At 39.8% G+C, this 19,089-nt stretch carries 12 protein-coding genes; 11 read left to right on the forward strand and 1 reads right to left on the reverse strand.

What is annotated here, in order from left to right:
• Positions 1–81 precede the first annotated feature (81 nt).
• From SK578_RS04515 to SK578_RS04555, 8 genes are all read left to right on the forward strand, one after another.
• Entirely contained in the window at positions 82–645 is a 564-nt protein-coding gene (locus SK578_RS04515) for a TIGR01440 family protein (RefSeq protein WP_000659517.1), read from the forward strand.
• 2 nt (positions 646–647) lie between these two features.
• Complete coding sequence (locus tag SK578_RS04520; RefSeq protein ID WP_042750911.1) at positions 648–6,545, forward strand: ZmpA/ZmpB/ZmpC family metallo-endopeptidase; 5,898 nt, start codon at positions 648–650, stop codon at positions 6,543–6,545.
• 72 nt (positions 6,546–6,617) lie between these two features.
• Positions 6,618–8,339 carry an aminodeoxychorismate synthase component I gene (gene pabB, locus SK578_RS04525; protein WP_042750913.1) on the forward strand — a complete coding sequence of 574 codons (1,722 nt, stop codon included), beginning with the start codon at positions 6,618–6,620 and terminating at the stop codon, positions 8,337–8,339.
• A gap of 120 nt (positions 8,340–8,459) precedes the next feature.
• On the forward strand, positions 8,460–10,346 hold the full coding sequence (locus tag SK578_RS11210) for a PspC-like choline-binding domain-containing protein (RefSeq protein ID WP_235228627.1): 1,887 nt from the start codon (positions 8,460–8,462) through the stop codon (positions 10,344–10,346).
• Positions 10,347–10,379: 33 nt separating this feature from the next.
• Complete coding sequence (locus SK578_RS04540; RefSeq protein WP_080709972.1) at positions 10,380–11,861, forward strand: Ltp family lipoprotein; 1,482 nt, start codon at positions 10,380–10,382, stop codon at positions 11,859–11,861.
• A gap of 385 nt (positions 11,862–12,246) precedes the next feature.
• Positions 12,247–14,016, forward strand: a complete 1,770-nt coding sequence (locus SK578_RS04545; RefSeq protein ID WP_042750915.1) for an Ltp family lipoprotein — start codon at positions 12,247–12,249, stop codon at positions 14,014–14,016.
• A 103-nt stretch (positions 14,017–14,119) separates the two neighbouring features.
• A complete protein-coding gene (locus tag SK578_RS04550; protein ID WP_042750917.1) occupies positions 14,120–15,079 on the forward strand; it encodes an ROK family glucokinase in 960 nt (319 codons plus the stop codon).
• A 97-nt stretch (positions 15,080–15,176) separates the two neighbouring features.
• Positions 15,177–16,016, forward strand: a complete 840-nt coding sequence (locus SK578_RS04555; RefSeq protein WP_042750919.1) for a thymidylate synthase — start codon at positions 15,177–15,179, stop codon at positions 16,014–16,016.
• A gap of 49 nt (positions 16,017–16,065) precedes the next feature.
• On the opposite strand, the gene SK578_RS04560 is transcribed toward SK578_RS04555, so the two are convergent.
• Positions 16,066–16,236 (reverse strand): DUF3042 family protein, encoded by a 171-nt coding sequence (locus tag SK578_RS04560; protein WP_001051780.1) that lies wholly within the window; start codon positions 16,234–16,236, stop codon positions 16,066–16,068.
• A gap of 120 nt (positions 16,237–16,356) precedes the next feature.
• Here SK578_RS04560 and miaA point away from each other — a divergent pair, with 120 nt between their 5' ends.
• Genes miaA through SK578_RS04575 form a run of 3 tightly spaced genes read left to right on the forward strand, consistent with a single transcriptional unit; the run spans position 16,357 to position 19,088 of the window.
• Entirely contained in the window at positions 16,357–17,241 is an 885-nt protein-coding gene (gene miaA, locus SK578_RS04565; protein ID WP_042750922.1) for a tRNA (adenosine(37)-N6)-dimethylallyltransferase MiaA, read from the forward strand.
• Positions 17,234–18,472, forward strand: a complete 1,239-nt coding sequence (gene hflX / locus SK578_RS04570) for a GTPase HflX (RefSeq protein ID WP_042750923.1) — start codon at positions 17,234–17,236, stop codon at positions 18,470–18,472. The genes miaA and hflX overlap by 8 nt, the downstream gene beginning before the upstream one ends.
• Positions 18,465–19,088, forward strand: a complete 624-nt coding sequence (locus SK578_RS04575; RefSeq protein ID WP_042750925.1) for a cystathionine beta-lyase — start codon at positions 18,465–18,467, stop codon at positions 19,086–19,088. The genes hflX and SK578_RS04575 overlap by 8 nt, the downstream gene beginning before the upstream one ends.
• The last annotated feature ends 1 nt before the right edge of the window (position 19,089 follow it).

Raw genomic sequence — 19,089 nt, forward strand, 5'->3', positions numbered from 1 at the left:
TGGGCAAGCTTTCTAAGTTGTCTATCTTGCTAAAACGTAGAAAAAACGATATGATAGATAATGACAAAAGAGGTATCAAGTATGAAGGAAAAAGACATTCAAAGAGAAACAAGTCAGATTGTAAAAGATGTATTAGAAAAGGCCAATTTGAAGCAAGGATCCATCTTTGTTTTGGGCCTTTCTTCTAGTGAGGTGATAGGTGGTCAGATTGGCAAGGAATCCAGCCAAGAAATTGGGGAAATCATTGTGAAGACCATTCTAGACATCCTAGAGGAAAAAGGAATTCATCTAGCCGTTCAAGGTTGTGAACATGTCAATCGGGCCCTCGTCGTTGAACGTCAGGTTGCAGAGCAGTTTGGTCTGGAAATCGTCAGTGTCCTTCCTACTCTCCATGCAGGAGGTTCAGGTCAGTTGGCAGCCTTCAAGTTTATGCAAGATCCAGTTGAGGTTGAATTTATCAAGGCTCATGCTGGATTGGATATCGGAGACACTGCAATTGGTATGCATGTCAAGCATGTTCAGGTTCCGATTCGCCCTCTTTTGAGAGAAATTGGTCATGCCCATGTAACGGCTCTTGCTAGCCGTCCAAAATTAATTGGAGGTGCGCGTGCGCATTATCCACAAGATTCTATTAGAAAGTCGTGAAAATGAGAAAAACAAAACAACAACTAGAAAAGATTACCAAATATTCGATTCGTAAGCTAACTGTTGGGGTAGGTCCTGTAGCCATTGGGGCCTTCCTTTTTGGTGCTGCTACCCTTTCAGTAGATAAGGTTCAAGCCAATGAAGTTGGCGGTGCTCATAGTGTTCATTATCGTTATTTGGCGGAGCAGGAATTGACCGAGTCTGAAAAAGCCCTGATTCATCATGAGGTTCCAACAGAATTTCAAGATGAAGATATTCTCTATGTAGTTTATCGCAAGAAGGCGACTACCAGTCAAGAACTTCCTTATACAGGGAGTAAAGAATTAGCCTTGGCTGGTATAGGGTTGGCTACGGCTTCTTTGGCTGTTTTATTAATCTCTAAAAAACATCGTGGTAAGGTGCTTGGTGTCTTATTAATTAGTTCGATTGGTGCAAGCAACTTTGTTCCTTTCACCACATTTGCGTTTGAAAATAAAGAATTGCTTTCTTATAACCAAACTATTTCGGCTTCTACACATGAAGGTTTGGCTGAAGGGATTATCCACATTGATGGCTATGAATACATTGGTTACTTCAAGGAAGCAGGACTTCACCCATCAAGACCAGCTTCAGCTGAGAAGCCTCAGTTGCCAGTAGAAAAGCAAAGTGCAAATGAAATCGAGAAGACTGAAGTAGTTCCAGAAACACCAGTTTCTGAGAAACCTCAGACAAGACTGGAAGAGAGCTTAGTGGATATTCCTTTTGAAACAGTCACAAGCCCATATACCAATCTAGCAGAAGGACAGACTCGTATTGTCACAGCTGGAGTAAATGGTCAGCGTCGCCTTGTAACCAAAGTATCGATGGTTAATGGTCAAGAAGTTAGAGAAGTCATCGAAGACCAAGTGGTTCAAAATCCTGTTTCGCAAGTCATTGCAGTCGGAACTAAGAAAGAAGAGCAACCTGCCCCAACTCCAGTACCACAAGCTGAACCAACGCATCAAGTAGCTAAAGGAACGCAAGAGGCAGGCAAAGAAGGTCAAGCCTTAACGCAACCAACCTTACCAGAGGCTCCAGTTGAAGCAAAAGGAACCCAAGAGGCAGGCAAAGCAGGTCAAGCTCTAACACAACCAGAACTTCCAGAAGCTCCAGTTGAAGCAAAAGGAACCCAAGAGGCAGGCAAAGCAGGTCAAGCTCTAACACAACCAGAACTACCAGAGGCTCCAGTTGAAGCAAAAGGTACCCAAGAGGAAGGCAAAGCAGGTCAAGCTCTCACACAGCCAAAATTACCAGAAGCCCAAGTAGAAGTAAAAGGTACCCAAGAGGAAGGTAAAGCAGGTCAAGCCCTTATAAAAGAACAGTTACCTGAGTACAAAGTAACTGAGGGAGCGGTTACGAAAGAAACTACTACTGAGATTGACTATAAGACAGAAATTATCGAGGATCCAACCAAATATACGGATGAAGAAACTGTAGTTCAAGATGGAGAAAAGGGCAGTAAAATTACCAAAACGACTTATAAGACTCTCGAAGGTGTTGAGACTGACCAAGTTTTAAATACAACAACTACTGTTGTCAAAGAACCAGTCACTAAAAAAATAAGCCGTGGGACAAAACCAATTGAAGGAACTCTGGTGGAAGAAAGTCTTGAAAAGATTCCATTTAAGGAAGTTCTTAAAGAAGATGACCAACTGAAAAAGGGTGAAAGAGTTACTGTCCAAGAAGGAAAAGATGGGCAGAAAAAAGTTACCAAGACTTACAAAACTATCAAAGGTTTAAAAACTGAAGAAGCACCTAAAATTGTGGAACAGGTTCTGGAGTTAGACCAAGATCGTATCGTCAAATTAGGAACTAAAAACTTTGAAAAACCAATCTTAAGTTTGTCACTTGTTGATGTTAATGATTTGAAACGTTCATCTCAAATTCGTTATAATTTGGAAAATCCAAGTAAAGCAGCCATTAAATCTATCACTCTAACTCTGAAAAAGGGTGATGAAATTGTTAAAACTTTGAATGTTTCACCAGACGACTTGACAACGACCTTGACAGATTTGCAGTACTACAAGGATTATAAACTTAAAACTAAGATGGTTTATGACCGTGGTGAGGGTGATGAGGAAGAAGTTCTGAAAGAAGAACCGCTAAGAATTGACCTCAAAAAAGTTGAAATCAAAAACATCAAAGAAACAAGCTTGATGAGTGTGGATGCTGACGGTAATGAAACAGATACTAGTTTGCTGACAGAAAAACCAACTGATCTTGCTCCGCTTTATTTACGAGTGACCACTCATGACAATAAAATAACAAGACTGGCTGTTGACAAGATTGAAGAAGTAGAAAAAGACGGAAAAACTTTATACAAAGTCACTGCCAAAGCACCTGATTTGATTCAACGGAATGCTGACAACACACTTAGCGAAGAGTATGTCCATTACTTTGAAAAACAAAAAGCACACGATGGTGATGTATATTATAGCTTTAACGACCTAGTAACGGCTATGAAAGCTAATCCAAGTGGTACCTTTAAACTTGGTGCAGATTTGAATGCAGCAAATGTACCAACTCCGAATAAACAATATGTACCTGGTAAATTTAGCGGAACTTTAACAAGTGTTGACGGTAAACAATATACCATTCATAATATGGCTCGTCAGTTATTCGATAACGTTGAAGGCGGTACAGTTAAAAACATTAACTTAGGTAATGTTAATATTAATATGCCTTGGATTGAAAATATTTCCGCACTATCAAGAGTAATTAAAAATGCCACAGTTGAAAATGTTAAGGTAACTGGTAGTATCCTTGGTAAAGATGGTATTGCTGGTATCGTAAATAAAGGAGATACTGGTGGACTTCTTAAAAATGTTGCTTTCATCGGTAAACTAACAGGTGTCGGTAATAAAGGTTGGGATCTTGGTGGTATCGCCGGAGAACTTTGGCGTGGTAATATTAAACATGCATACGTAGATGCTGATATTGTTGCAGATAGAGCACGTGTTGGTGGTCTTGTTGCTAGAACAGATAATGGTTCTGATCCTAATGGTATTGATAAATACGCTTCTGTTCGTAACGCTGTTACTAAAGGAACTATTGATGTGAAGAACCCTGTTGAGGTAGGTGGTTTCATTAGTAAAAACTGGACATGGGGGCGTGTTGCTGACACAGTTTCAATGATGAAAGTCAAAAACGGTGAAGAATTCTACGGTTCTAGAGATTTAGAAGCAGAAGGTGGATATTACACAAAAAACTGGATTGAAAGAAACTACGTTGTTAAAGATGTGAGTGAAGGTTCTCACTCATTTAACGGTTCTCGTAGTAATCGAATCCAAGAAATCAGCCTAGAAGATGCAAATAAAAAAATAGAATCATTCGGAATTACAGCTGATAAGTTTGAAATTAAACCTCTTGTTGAAGATGCACTTAATAACGTAAAACCAAAAACAGATACTTATAAAGATACTCAAGATTATGACGTATCTCGCGAACTTGCTTATCGTAACATCGAAAAACTTCAACCATTCTACAATAAAGAATGGATTGTCAACCAAGGGAACAAGATTCCTGCAGATTCTAAATTACTAACTACTGAAGTTTTATCTGTTACAGGTATGAAAGATGGACAATTTGTGACCGACTTATCAGATGCTGACCATATTATGATTCATTACGCTGATAAGACGAAAGAAATTAAAGCTATTACACAAAAAGAATCTAAGGTTCAACAAGTTCGTGAATATAGTATTGAAGGATTAGGTGATATTGTCTATACACCAAATATGGTTGTTAAAGATAGGACACAATTGATCAGCGATATCAAAGCTAAATTAGCTTCTGTTGAACTTGATTCAGATGAAGTTCGTAAGATTAATAACAATCCTAAGATGTTATACATGGAAGAAAGCTTCAAAGAAGTAAAAGATAATCTTGATGCTTTAGTTAAAGCTTTAGTTGAAAATGAAGACCATCAATTAAATACGGACGAAGCAGCTAAACGTGCATTGATTAAAAAAGTTGAAGATAACAAAGCTAAAATCATGTTAGCTCTGGCTTATTTAAACCAATACTATGGAATTAAATTTGACGGATTAAATATCAAAAATATGATGACCTTCAAACCGGATTTCTACGGTAAGAACGTTAACGTACTTGATAGATTAATCAGCTTCGCTTCAAATGGTAACAACCTAAAAGGTGATCAATCACATGATGCATTTAACAGAGCTCTTGCAAGTGCTACTGGTAAAGCTAACTTACACGAATTCCTGAAGTACAACATGGAATTATTCACTAGTGAAACAGATATGAATACTTGGTTCAAGAATAACATTGCAGATAACGCTTATGTTGTTGAGAAACAATCATCAAATCCAGATTTCGCTAATAAGAAACATAAATTATATGAAGTAATTAATAATGGGCATCACGGACGTTATATTTTACCACTTCTGAATTTGAAGAAAGCGCATATGATCTTAATTACGACCTATAATACCATTGCCTTTAGTTCATTTGAGAAATATGGTAAGAACACAGCAGAAGAACGTGAAGCGTTCAAGAAGCAGGTTGATTTACGTGCGCAAGAACAAATCAATTATTTAGACTTCTGGTCAAGACTTGCTGCTGATAATGTACGAAATAATCTTCTTAAGAGTGAAAATATGGTACCATCTGCAATTTGGGATAACCATGATGTACCAGGTTTGGGATGGGTTGACCGTATGGGACATACGAAGAAAGGCGATTTTGCTCCAATTCGTGAATTCTATGGTCCGACTGATAAGTGGCACGGATACAATGGAATGGGTGCATACGCTTATATCTTCCAAAATCCACAACCACAAGAGGCCGTATATTACATCATCTCTAGCATGATTAGTGATTTTGGTACATCTGCATTCACTCACGAAACAACTCACATCAATGACCGTATGGCCTACTTAGGAACATGGCGTCACCGTGAAGGAACAGACGTTGAAGCCTTTGCTCAAGGTATGTTGCAATCACCATCAGTTTCAAATCCAAATGGTGAATATGGTGCCTTAGGATTAAACATGGCTTACGAACGTCAAAATGATGGAAATCAAATTTACAACTATAATCCAAATGTGTTAAATAGTCGTGAGAAAATCGATCACTACATGAAGAATTACAATGAATCCATGATGATGCTTGATTACTTAGAAGCTGAGTCTGTCATCAAGAAAAATACTGGGACAAACGATAAGTGGTTCAAGAAGATCGATAAGAAATATCGCGAAAAAGCGGATCGCAATGGCTTAGTTGGTGAACCACACCAATGGGATTTAGTTCGTGATTTGAATGATGGCGAAAAGAATACGAAGCTGACAAGTATTGATCAACTGGTTGATGGAAACTTTGCAACGAAACATGGATTACCAGGAAATGGTCATTACCGTACTGAAGGATTTGATTCTGCTTATACTGTAGTAAATATGATGACAGGTATTTATGGTGGTAATACAAGTAAGAGTGCGGTTGGTTCAATCTCATTCAAACATAATACCTTCCGTATGTGGGGTTACTTCGGTTACCTAGACGGGTTCTTAGGTTATGCATCAAACAAATACAAACAAGAATCTAAAGCAGCTGGAAATAAAGGTCTTGGTGATGACTTTATTATTAATAAAGTTTCTAACGGCAAATTCCAAAGCTTAGAAGCATGGAAGAAAGCATGGTATCATGAAGTACACGAAAAAGCCCAAAGAGGTTTTATTGAAATTGAAATCGATGGTCGAAAGATTTCAACTTACGCACAACTTCAGACCTTATTTGATGCAGCGGTCGAAAAAGACCTTCAAGGTAATGATTTCAAGAATACTGTAGATCTTAAATGGAAGGTTTACAAACAACTCTTGCAAAAATCAGATGGATTTGCTGGTGATTTATTCACTAAAGCATAATCAATAGTAAGAAAATAATAAAAAGGTAGATCAGCTTTGTCTGAATCTGCCTTTTTATGCTATACTTGAAATATGCATAGAAAAACAGTGATTGATTTTAGGGCTTTGGGGGAGAGATACACCTTTACCCAGCCTATTAAAGAGTTGAAAACGAGAGATTTAGCAGAAGTGGCAGATTTGCTGGCACAAGTGGAAAGTTACCAAGAGCAAGGCTATTATGTAGTGGGCTATGTCAGCTACGAGGCTGCACCTGCTTTTGAGGAGAAATTAGCAGTTCATAAAGCTCCTTTATTGGCAGAGTACCTGCTTTATTTTACAGTTCATGATAGGGTAGAAACATCCCCTATTCCTCTGACTTATGATGAGGTTGATTTGCCTTCAAATTGGCAGGAAGTGACGTCTGCAGAGGATTATGAAAAGGCGATTGCTCAGATTCACCATCATTTGCGGCAGGGTGACACCTATCAGGTCAACTATACTGTCCAACTTAAACAGGATTTGAGTGCCGATCCTTTTGCCATTTACAATCGTATGGTGGTAGAGCAGGAGGCGGGCTACAATGCCTATGTTGAACATGATGAAATGGCAGTGATTTCCATGAGTCCAGAGCTCTTTTTTGAGCAAAATGACCGTGAGTTGACAACGCGACCAATGAAGGGAACGACTCAGCGGGGAGTGACTGATCAAGAAGACTTGGAGCAGGCCAGTTGGTTGGAACAGGATCCCAAAAATCGCTCTGAAAATATGATGATTGTGGACCTCTTGCGCAATGATATGAATCGTATTTCTGAAGTGGGGAGTGAGCATGTGGAGCGTTTGTGCCAAGTGGAGCAATATTCGACTGTTTGGCAGATGACTTCGACCATCAAGAGTCAGTTGCGAGAGGATGTTGACCTTGTTGAAATATTCCGTTCTCTTTTTCCTTGCGGTTCCATAACGGGAGCACCGAAAATTGCGACTATGGAGATTATAAAGGACTTGGAGCCACAACCGCGTGGAGTCTACTGCGGAACGATTGGTCTCCTGCTTCCAAATGGACGACGGATTTTTAATGTGGCTATCCGGACTATTCAACTGTATCAAGGGAAAGCCATCTATGGAGTTGGCGGAGGCATTACATGGGATAGCACTTGGGAGTCTGAATACCGCGAGGTTCATCAAAAGGCAGCCGTTCTCTATCGGAAACAAGCTCTTTTTCAGTTAATTACTACTGGGAAAATCAGCCAGAAGAACTTGTTGTTTGAGAATCAACATATAGAAAGGTTGAGAAAAGCTAGTCGATATTTTGCTTATCCTTTTGCCCTAGAAATTTTGAGACAAAAGATTGAAGCAGAGTGTCAGGCTTGTGATGCTAATCAAGATTACCGCTTGCGAATTTCTCTCAGCAAGTCTGGAGAGATAAAACTCAGTCGTCAAGTATTAACACCTCTTAGTCCAAGTTTTTGTCAGGCCAAACTTTGCCTTCAGGAAGCCAATTTGCAACAAGCCTTTACCTACTTCAAAACGACTCACCGACCGCATTTGAGCCTAAGGGAGCAAGAGATCATTTACTACAATAAGTCAGGAGAAGTGCTTGAAACCACTATCGGAAATTTGCTTCTGAAAATCGATGGTAAATTCTACACACCGCCTATCCGACTGGGAATCTTGCCAGGAATTTATCGTCAGCATTTGCTGGGAACAGGACAGGTAGAAGAGAAAGTCTTGACCTTGGCAGATTTAGATCAAGCAGAAGCTATATACGGCTGTAATGCAGTGAGAGGTTTGTATGAGTTGCAAGTGATAGGATTGTGAGTTTTAGCTATTAATAGTTTCTAACAGATATTAATGTTTTGTTAGTGTTAATTTTTGATGAGATATCATGTTTATGATATAATGTAACCGTAAACAATAAAAATTTAAAGGATATTTTTGATGAAAATAAAATCATTATTAGTGAGTTCTCTGCTAGCAACTTCTTTGTTAGGAGCAGGAGTGCTTGTAGCTCAACCTACACCGGTTCAAGCTTTGACGGATGTCAGTGTTAATGACACAGAAAATCCTTTGAAACTTACATTTGTCAATGTTCAAGATTATCCAAGTTATCGCCAAAAAATGTTGTTAGACATTCAAAAAGGCGAAGGATTTATCGGTAACAGTTTGTATTATGATATTGTTAATGAGGATACGGGTGCACTTGTAGATTCTAACTATACAAACTATATCTTCTCAAATCATACTAGATTCAGTCAAGAGGTTTCAACAAGTTCACTAAAAGATGGCACATACCATATTGATATGTATACAAATGATGATTTTGGTAAAAAAGCTTTCGGTCGCTCAGTATCGTTTAAAATAGCAGGGGGACAATTTCAATCATTTCCGGCTTCTGCTGCTCAAAGAACCGAAGATAGAAGTCCTGTTCTGACTGATGATAAAACAAATAGTGCAGAGTTTCCTTTGAAACTGAGCGTTATTAATGTTCAAGATAATCCAAGTTATAGTCAAAAAATGTTGCTAGACATTCAAAAAAAACCAGGAACTATCAATAACTTTTTGTATTATGATATTGTTAATGAGGATACAGGTGCACTTGTAGATACTAACGATACAAGCTATATATCAAATCAGACTAGATTCAGAGAAGAGGTTTCAACAGCTTCACTAAAAAATGGTACATATCATATTGAAATGTATACCAAGGATGATTTTGGTAAAAAAGCTTTCGGTCGCTCAGTACCTTTTAAAGTAGCAGGGGGGCAATTCCAATCATTTCCGGCTTCTACTGTTCAAAAAAATATTAAATCAACATTACCTATTTTAAATGATCCTAAAACAAATAGTGCAGAGTTTCCTTTGAAACTGAGTTTTATTAATGTTCAAGACAACCCAAGTTATAACCAAAAAATGTTGTTAGACATTCAAAAAGAACCAGGATCTATCGATAACAATTTGCATTATGATATTGTTAATGAGGATACAGGTGCACTTGTAGATACTAACTATACAAACTATATATCAAATCAGACTAGATTTAGAGAAGAGGTTTCAATAGCTTCACTAAAAAATGGTACATATCATCTTGAAATGTATACCCAGGATGATTTTGGTAAAAAAGCTTTCGGTCGCTCAGTACCTTTTAAAGTTGTAGGAGGTCAGGCTCAACTTGACTTCTCATCACAAGCAACGCCAAAACCAACACCAAAACCAACACCAAAACCAAAACCTACAGTTCAGTCTGGTTGGGTAGGTTCATCCTATTATCAAGATGGTAAAAAAGTCACTAGCAAGTGGATTTTTGATAAAAAATATAATTCATACTTCTATCTAGATGCATCAGGAAATTATGTTCAAAACGCTTGGGTAGGTAACTATTATCTCAAATCAGGCGGATACATGGCTAAAAGTGAGTGGATTTATGATAAGAACTATGGTTCATACTACTATCTAACATCAGAAGGCAGCTACGCTCGCAATGCTTGGGTAGGTAATTACTATCTTAAATCAAACGGTAAGATGGCTAAAAGTGAATGGATTTACGATAAAAACTATGGAGCATATTACTATTTGACAGCAGAAGGTAGTTATGCTCGCAATGCTTGGTCAGGCAATTATTATTTGAAGTCAAATGGTAAGATGGCTAAAGGTGAGTGGGTATACGATAGTAACTACAAATCATACTACTACTTGACTGCAGAAGGAAGTTACGCTCGTAACACTTGGGTAGGCAATTATTATCTTAAATCAAACGGTAAGATGGCTGTCAATGAACGCACACCAGATGGTTATCGTGTAGATGGTTCAGGTAAGTGGGTTAAATAAGAAACTAAAAAATAGGATAATAGGTAATATCAGATGAATAAAAAAAGATTATTAGTATGTGCTTTGGCACTTTCAACAGTTGGAGTATTGTCAACAATTGACACAACAGGAGTTCTACCTTTTTCAGCGCAAACGGTGCAGGCTGACACACAAACTCTTACACCAACGGCAAAATATTATATTATTCTTCCGAATGATGCAGAAATATTTAATAGATGGAAGGGAACTGTTAATATTCCTATTATTGGGGCTACAAAAACTACTCCAGAATTATCTTATTTCCAAGAATCCGATCGCTACTATATAGCTAATGAGAATAAGTCTGGTGCCAATTACATAGAGTGGAAAGGAACAGTAGAAGAGTTTAAAGAGGCCATTAAGAAGCTGACTGATAAAAAATCAACTACTTCAACTCTAAAAAAGGATGAAAAGCCAACACCAAAACCAAAACCAACGCCAAAACCAACGCCAACACCAAAACCTACAGTTCAGTCTGGTTGGGTAGGTTCATCCTATTATCAAGATGGTAAAAAAGTCACTAGTAAGTGGATTTTTGATAAAAAATATAATTCATTCTTCTATCTAGATGCATCAGGAAATTATGTTCAAAACGCTTGGGTAGGTAACTACTATCTCAAATCAGGCGGATACATGGCTAAAGGTGAGTGGGTTTATGATAAAAACTATGGATCATACTACTACTTGACTGCAGAAGGTAGCTACGCTCGTAATACTTGGGTGGGTAATTACTACCTTAAATCAAATGGTAAGATGGCCAAAGGTGAGTGGGTCTATGATAAGAACTACGGTTCATATTACTATCTAACATCAGAAGGTAGCTACGCTCGTAACACTTGGTCAGGCAATTATTATTTGAAGTCAAATGGTAAGATGGCTAAAGGTGAGTGGATTTATGATAAGAACTATGGTTCATATTACTATCTAACATCAGAAGGTAGCTATGCTCGCAATGCGTGGTCAGGCAATTATTATTTGAAGTCAAATGGTAAGATGGCTAAGAGTGAGTGGATTTATGATAAGAACTATGGTTCATATTACTATCTAACATCAGAAGGTAGCTACGCTCGTAATACTTGGGTAGGAAATTACTACCTCAAATCAAACGGTAAGATGGCTAAAAGTGAATGGGTTGATGGAGGTCGTTACTATGTAGGATCTAATGGATTATGGGAAACTAAAGCATCAACCAATAGTGAGTATTCTGCTGCTTTAGAAAAGGCAAAGAGTTATAACTCGTGGGCAAATATGTCTAAAAAACGCTTATATAAGCAATTAACTTCAAAATATGGAGAAAAATTTCAAAGTGATGCTGCACAATATGCCATCGATCATTTGAATGCAGATTATAAATCAAACGCCTTAGCTAAAGCAAAGAATTATCGAAAATGGTTTAAGGATTCGAAGTCAGCAATTTATAAGCAACTAGTTTCGCCTTATGGTGAAGAATTTACAGAAGAAGAAGCTAATTATGCGATTCAACATCTTGACGACTAATCATTTTAAATAAGTATTTTTACTTCAATTATCAAGTCAAGTTCAACAAAGTTGTTCCTCTGATTAAGAGAGTATTTTTCAAGCTGTTTGAGTGAACTCAAACAGCTTTTTTGCGGACTATAACCAAGTTCAAAATAGAAGGTTCTCCTATTGTCTTTTCACCCAGAACAGAATGGATTTTCCAATTTCAAAAAGGTGTTGGAGTTTATAGGTGTGAACAAAGGCATCTATGCTATGTCCCGTTGGTTTCCCCAAAAATCTCAGCCGGTTTGAGTCTTCTACTTGCTCAGCTTCAGATTAGTGCTTGTATAGTTATTATTTTAATGTAAAAAAGATTAAGGATATGATATACTATAAGTGTAAATCATAAGAAAAGGAGATTTTTATGAGAAAATCAAAAAAAATTTTGATTACAAGTTTAGCAGCAACTACTTTTGCACTTGTTTCTCTTTCAGATACAATGGGGATGTTGCCTTTCTCATCTCAGAAAGTATCTGCTCAAGAAAAGGATACGTCTAAAAATGGTAAGATTGTAAAAGAGAATACAAAACCCGCGCCGAAGCCAGCACCAAAACCTGCGCCGAAGCCGGCACCAAAACCTGCGCCGAAGCCAGCATCAAAACCTGCGCCGAAGTCAGCACCAAAACCCGCGCCGAAGCCAGCACCAAAACCTGCGCCGAAGCCAGCACCAAAACCCGCACCAAAACCTGCGCCGAAGCCAGCACCAAAACCCGCACCAAAACCTGCGCCGAAGCCGGCACCAAAACCCGCGCCGAAACCGGCACCAAAACCCGCGCCGAAACCGGCACCAAAACCGGCACCAAAACCCACACCAAAACCCGCGCCGAAGCCGGCACCAAAACCCGCGCCGAAGCCAGCACCAAAACCCGCGCCGAAGCCAGCACCAAAACCTGCGCTGAAGCCAGCACCAAAACCAGCGCCGAAGCCGGCACCAAAACCTAAAGAAACAACTCCTAAACAGGATAAATCACAATCTAAAGTTCAGTCTGGCTGGGTAGGAAATTACTACCTCAAATCAGATGGGAAGAGAGCTAAAAATGAATGGGTAGATGGTGGTCGTTATTATGTTGATTCTGATGGAAAAAAGGTTAAAAGTGACTGGATTTATGATAAAAAGCATGGTTCCTATTATTATCTAACAGCAGAAGGAAGCTCTGCTCGCAATAAATGGATAGGAAATTCTTATCTCAAATCAGATGGGAAGATGGCCAAGAATGAATGGGTAGATGGCGGTCGTTACTATGTCGATTCTAAAGGTTATATGGTGAAGGATAAATGGGTAGATGGTGGCCGTTACTATGTAGGATACGATGGTGTGCGGCAACCAAAACCAGCAGATGGGAACCAGTACAATGCTGCTTTAAATAAAGCGAAAAGCTATAATTCGTGGGCAAATATGTCAAAAAAAGCTCTCTATGAGCAATTAACGTGGCATGGTTTTTCAAGTTCAGCAGTGCAGTATGCCATCGATCACTTGAATGCAGATTACAAAGCAAATGCCTTAGCTAAAGCAAGAGAATACCGAAAATATAGTAATATCTCAAAAACTGAAATTTATGACAGGCTAACTTCTTCTTGGTTTGGAAAATTTACAAAAGAAGAAGCAAACTATGCCATTCAAAAACTTAATCTACCATCAGAAGGCAGCCATGTTCGCAATAAATGGGTAGGAGCTTATTATTATAAACCGGATGGAAAGATGGCCAAGAATGAATGGGTAGATGGCGGTCGTTACTATGTCGATTCTAAAGGTTATATGGTGAAGGATAAATGGGTAGATGGTGGCCGTTACTATGTAGGATACGATGGTGTGCGGCAACCAAAACCAGCAGATGGGAACCAGTACAATGCTGCTTTAAATAAAGCGAAAAGCTATAATTCGTGGGCAAATATGTCAAAAAAAGCTCTCTATGAGCAATTAACGTGGCATGGTTTTTCAAGTTCAGCAGTGCAGTATGCCATCGATCACTTGAATGCAGATTATAAGGCAAATGCCTTAGCTAAAGCAAGAGAATATCGAAAATATAGTAATCTCTCAAAGACAGAAATTTATGAGAGGCTAACTTCTCCTTATTTTAGAAAATTTACCAAAGAAGAAGCCAACTATGCAATTCAAAAACTAGGGGATAAATAGTTATTAATTATTAGATGTAACTTTTTCATGCAAAGCTTTGCACAAATCTAATGATTTTGTTATACTATATCTGTAAGCATTTTCAATTAAAAAGGAGAAGACGATGAGTCAAAAGATTATTGGGATTGACCTTGGTGGAACATCTATCAAGTTCGCAATTTTAACTCAAGAGGGAGAAATCCAAGAAAAATGGTCTATCAAAACTAACATTTTGGATGAGGGAAGTCATATCGTTGATGATATGATTGAGTCTATTCAACATCGTTTGGACTTGCTTGGATTAGCAGCAACAGATTTCCAAGGTATTGGAATGGGATCACCAGGTGTGGTTGACCGTGAAAAAGGGACTGTTATCGGTGCATACAACCTCAACTGGAAAACCCTTCAACCAATCAAAGAAAAGATTGAAAAAGCCTTGGGCATTCCATTCTTCATCGATAATGATGCCAACGTAGCGGCTCTTGGTGAACGTTGGATGGGTGCTGGTGATAACCAACCAGACGTTGTCTTTATGACACTTGGTACAGGTGTTGGTGGCGGTATTGTCGCAGAAGGCAAATTGCTTCACGGTGTGGCTGGTGCAGCAGGTGAGCTTGGCCACATCACTGTTGACTTTGACCAACCAATCGCATGTACCTGTGGTAAGAAAGGCTGTCTTGAGACAGTCGCTTCTGCAACAGGGATTGTCAACTTGACTCGTCGCTATGCCGATGAATACGAAGGCGATGCAGAGTTGAAACGCTTGATTGATAATGGAGAAGAAGTAACTGCTAAGACTGTCTTTGATTTGGCAAAAGAAGGAGACGACCTTGCTTTGATCGTTTACCGTAACTTCTCACGTTATTTGGGAATCGCTTGTGCTAACATTGGTTCAATCCTAAACCCATCAACAATCGTTATCGGTGGTGGTGTGTCAGCTGCGGGAGAATTCCTTCTACAAGGTGTTCAAAAAGTCTACGATGAAAATACTTTCCCACAAGTACGCACAACTACTAAACTAGCTCTTGCAACTCTAGGAAATGACGCTGGAGTTATCGGAGCAGCATCACTTGTATTGCAATAAGATAAAAAAGGAGAAAATTGCTTTCCAGAAGCGAGTGATTTTCCTCCTTTCTTTTTTTATGCTATACTAGTTAGGACAATAAATGAGGTGAGAGTAAATGACAAAAGCAGATACGATTTTTAAAGAGAATATTGAACGAATCCTCAAAGACGGTGTCTTTTCTGAGCAGGCTCGTCCCAAGTACAAGGATGGGACAGTTGCCAACTCTAAGTATGTAACGGGTGCCTTTGCCGAGTATGATTTGGCTAAAGGGGAATTCCCCATTACAACTTTACGGCCAATCGCTATTAAATCAGCTATCAAAGAAGTGCTCTGGATTTACCAAGACCAGTCCAATAGCCTAGATGTGCTCAATGACAAGTACAATGTTCACTACTGGAATGACTGGGAAGTGGGAGATACGGGAACTATTGGTGAGCGTTACGGGGCGGTCGTTAAGAAACACGACATCATCAATAAGCTTCTCAAGCAGTTGGAAGCCAACCCTTGGAACCGCCGCAATATTATCTCTCTCTGGGATTACCAAGCTTTCGAAGAAACAGATGGGCTGCTCCCCTGCGCCTTTCAGACCATGTTTGATGTCCGCCGTGTAGATGGAGAAATCTATCTGGATGCGACCTTGACGCAACGATCGAATGATATGCTGGTGGCCCACCACATCAATGCTATGCAGTATGTGGCTCTTCAAATGATGATTGCCAAGCATTTTGGCTGGAAGGTTGGGAAGTTCTTCTACTTCATCAATAACCTCCATATCTATGACAATCAATTTGAACAAGCTCAGGAATTGCTTCGACGTGAGCCGTCAAACTGCCAACCACGTTTGGTCTTGAATGTGCCAGATAAGACCAATTTCTTTGATATTAAAGCAGAGGACTTTGAGTTGGTGGATTATGACCCTGTTAAGCCACAGTTGAAGTTTGACCTAGCTATTTAAAAGAATAGAAAAAGAAGTTGAGAAAATAAATCCCAACTTCTTTTATTTCTTAACGTGATACGCGGCGACGAGCTGCTTTTTTACGGTTTTCTTCGATGAAAGCTGCTTTTTGCTCTTCTGGTTCGATCACTTTCTTTTTAAATGCGTATACTGCACCTGCAACTGCAGCGACAGTTCCTGCGACACCTGTTACAAGACCTTTAGCAAATCCTTTAGCCATGAGTCTTCCTCCTTTATATTCTCAATCAGTCAGCCCCTTCAAGAGGTCACATTTTTCTGACTGACCTTTTTGTGTTATAATAATAGTAACGAAAAAATGGGAATTTTTCAAGGAAAAAAGATGAAAACAAAAATAATTGTGATTGTTGGACCGACTTCAGTTGGAAAGACGGCTCTAGCCATTGAAATGGCCAAGCGTTTTAATGGCGAAGTGGTTAGTGGAGATAGCCAGCAAGTCTATCGAGGACTTGATATTGGGACGGCTAAGGCTAGTCCAGAAGAGCAGGCAACTGTTCCCCATCATTTAATCGATGTTAGAGAGGTAACCGAGTCTTACTCGGCTTTTGATTTTGTTTCAGAGGCTAAGATGGCTATTGAGGATATTCACAGCCGTGGCAAGCTTGCTATTATCGCTGGTGGAACAGGGCTTTACATACAGAGTCTACTAGAAGGATATCATCTCGGTGGGGAGACTCCCCATGAGGAAATTTTGGCCTATAGGGCTAGCTTGGAGCCTTATACAGATGAGGAATTAGCTCATCTTGTGGAGCAAGCAGATCTTGAGATTCCCCAGTTTAATCGTCGTCGTGCTATGCGTGCCTTGGAAATTGCCCATTTTGGTCAGGATTTGGAAAATCAAGAGACCTTGTATGAACCGCTGATTATCTGCTTGGACGATGAGCGCAGTCAGCTTTATGAGCGTATCAATCGCCGAGTAGATCTAATGTTTGAGGCTGGGCTTTTGGATGAAGCTAAGTGGCTTTTTGACCATTACCCTGATGTGCAGGCTGCTAAAGGAATTGGCTACAAGGAACTCTTTCCTTATTTCCGTGGAGAGCAAACCTTGGAGGAAGCTAGTGAGAGTCTCAAACAGGCGACTCGTCGTTTTGCCAAGCGTCAGTTGACCTGGTTCCGTAATCGCATGCAGGTCACCTTTTATCAGATTGGAGAAACTGGTGTGCAAGACCGAATTTTAAGCCAGATAGAGGAGTTTTTAGATGATTGAAACGGAGAAAAAAGAGGAACGGGTCCTGCTCATTGGTGTAGAATTGCAGGGCATGGACAATTTTGATCTCTCTATGGAAGAATTGGCCAGTCTAGCTAAGACAGCTGGGGCAGTCGTTGTAGATAGTTACAGACAAAAACGTGAAAAATATGATTCCAAGACCTTCGTCGGCTCTGGTAAGTTAGAAGAGATTGCGCTTATGGTAGATGCAGAAGAAATTACCACTGTCATCGTCAATAACCGCTTGACTCCACGGCAGAATGTCAATCTAGAGGAAGTTCTGGGTGTCAAGGTTATTGACCGTATGCAGTTGATTTTGGATATCTTTGCCATGCGGGCTCGAAGCCATGAAGGGAAGCTCCAAGTTCACCTAGCCCAGCTCAAATACCTCTTGCCTCGTTTGGTTGGTCAGGGGATTATGCTCAGTCGTCAGGCAGGGGGAATTGGTTCCCGTGGACCTGGTGAAAGCCAGCTGGAGCTGAACCGTCGTAGCGTTCGCAATCAAATCACGGATATCGAGCGTCAGCTCAAGGTGGTTGAGAAAAATCGTGCAACAGTCAGAGAAAAACGTCTGGAGTCTAGCACCTTTAAGATTGGTTTGATTGGTTATACCAATGCCGGGAAATCAACCATCATGAACACCTTGACCAGTAAGACCCAGTATGAGGCTGACGAGCTATTTGCGACTCTAGATGCGACGACTAAGAGTATCCATCTTGGGGGCAATCTACAGGTGACTTTAACTGATACGGTTGGTTTTATCCAAGATTTGCCGACAGAGTTGGTGTCCAGTTTTAAGTCAACCTTGGAAGAAAGCAAGCATGTGGATCTTCTGGTTCATGTCATTGATGCCAGCAATCCTTACCACGAAGAGCATGAAAAAACAGTCTTGTCCATCATGAAAGACTTGGAAATGGAGGATATTCCTCGCCTGACCCTTTATAATAAAGCGGATTTGGTCGAAGATTTTACGCCTACCCAAACTCCTTATGCCCTCATTTCTGCCAAGTCTGAGGATAGTCGCGAGAACTTGCAGGCACTATTTTTAGAGAAAATCAAGAATATTTTTGAATCCTTTACTCTGCGCGTGCCTTTTTCTAAGTCCTACAAGATTCATGATTTGGAAAGTGTTGCGATTCTGGAAGAACGTGACTATCAAGAGGATGGCGAAGTCATTACAGGCTACATTTCTGAGAAAAACAAATGGAGGTTAGAGGAATTTTATGACTGATATCAAAACCTTGGCTCTAAAATATGGGGGCTATACAAGTCTGGACAAGGTCTATCTGGATCAGCTTCTAGCTGGAAAGACAGAGCAGGAGCAGTTGGCTCTTATCACCCCTCCGCCCAGCGTAGTCAATGCTTACTTTGCAGAACTATATCAGAAAAAGAGTCCTGAGGCAGCGACGGATTATTTTGCGGAACTCAGTCAGGAACTGAATCTTTACAATACTGAGCCGAGTTTCAACCTAGAAAATAAGCCTTTTATTCGGCTTAATCTGTCTGGTAAATCCTTTGGTTTTTGTTATGAGAGTGAGGGTCTTGGTCGGATTTTCTCTGAAAATAAAGAGGTAATCTCGGATGACTTACTCTTTGAAATTGCGCAAATTTTCCCTCATCAGCTAGTATTTGAGGAGTCTGGCAAGATTTACATGAAGGCTGTAGGAGATGAGGAAGTTGTTAGCATGGAGAGTCTCACAGCTTTGACTGATTTGGAAATCTTGGCTGATGGTCGCAAGCGTCTTAAAGGTTACAGCCAAGAGGAGTTATTACAAGAAGCCACAGCTTTTTCTGGCAAGCGCTATTTCCGATCGGAAAACCGCACAGCCATGCTATATATTGATTAAT

It is taken from the genome of Streptococcus mitis, from assembly GCF_000722755.1.
GTDB lineage: Bacteria > Bacillota > Bacilli > Lactobacillales > Streptococcaceae > Streptococcus > Streptococcus mitis_CM.

What these genes read in the sequence shown, in the direction of transcription:
- SK578_RS04520 (WP_042750911.1), top strand. Translation starts at nt 648, where the DNA reads ATGAGAAAAACAAAACAACAACTAGAAAAGATTACCAAATATTCGATT.
- SK578_RS04555 (WP_042750919.1), top strand. Translation starts at nt 15,177, where the DNA reads ATGACAAAAGCAGATACGATTTTTAAAGAGAATATTGAACGAATCCTC.
- SK578_RS04545 (WP_042750915.1), top strand. Translation starts at nt 12,247, where the DNA reads ATGAGAAAATCAAAAAAAATTTTGATTACAAGTTTAGCAGCAACTACT.
- SK578_RS04575 (WP_042750925.1), top strand. Translation starts at nt 18,465, where the DNA reads ATGACTGATATCAAAACCTTGGCTCTAAAATATGGGGGCTATACAAGT.
- SK578_RS11210 (WP_235228627.1), top strand. Translation starts at nt 8,460, where the DNA reads ATGAAAATAAAATCATTATTAGTGAGTTCTCTGCTAGCAACTTCTTTG.
- pabB (WP_042750913.1), top strand. Translation starts at nt 6,618, where the DNA reads ATGCATAGAAAAACAGTGATTGATTTTAGGGCTTTGGGGGAGAGATAC.
- SK578_RS04550 (WP_042750917.1), top strand. Translation starts at nt 14,120, where the DNA reads ATGAGTCAAAAGATTATTGGGATTGACCTTGGTGGAACATCTATCAAG.
- hflX (WP_042750923.1), top strand. Translation starts at nt 17,234, where the DNA reads ATGATTGAAACGGAGAAAAAAGAGGAACGGGTCCTGCTCATTGGTGTA.
- SK578_RS04515 (WP_000659517.1), top strand. Translation starts at nt 82, where the DNA reads ATGAAGGAAAAAGACATTCAAAGAGAAACAAGTCAGATTGTAAAAGAT.
- SK578_RS04540 (WP_080709972.1), top strand. Translation starts at nt 10,380, where the DNA reads ATGAATAAAAAAAGATTATTAGTATGTGCTTTGGCACTTTCAACAGTT.
- SK578_RS04560 (WP_001051780.1), bottom strand. Translation starts at nt 16,236, where the DNA reads ATGGCTAAAGGATTTGCTAAAGGTCTTGTAACAGGTGTCGCAGGAACT.
- miaA (WP_042750922.1), top strand. Translation starts at nt 16,357, where the DNA reads ATGAAAACAAAAATAATTGTGATTGTTGGACCGACTTCAGTTGGAAAG.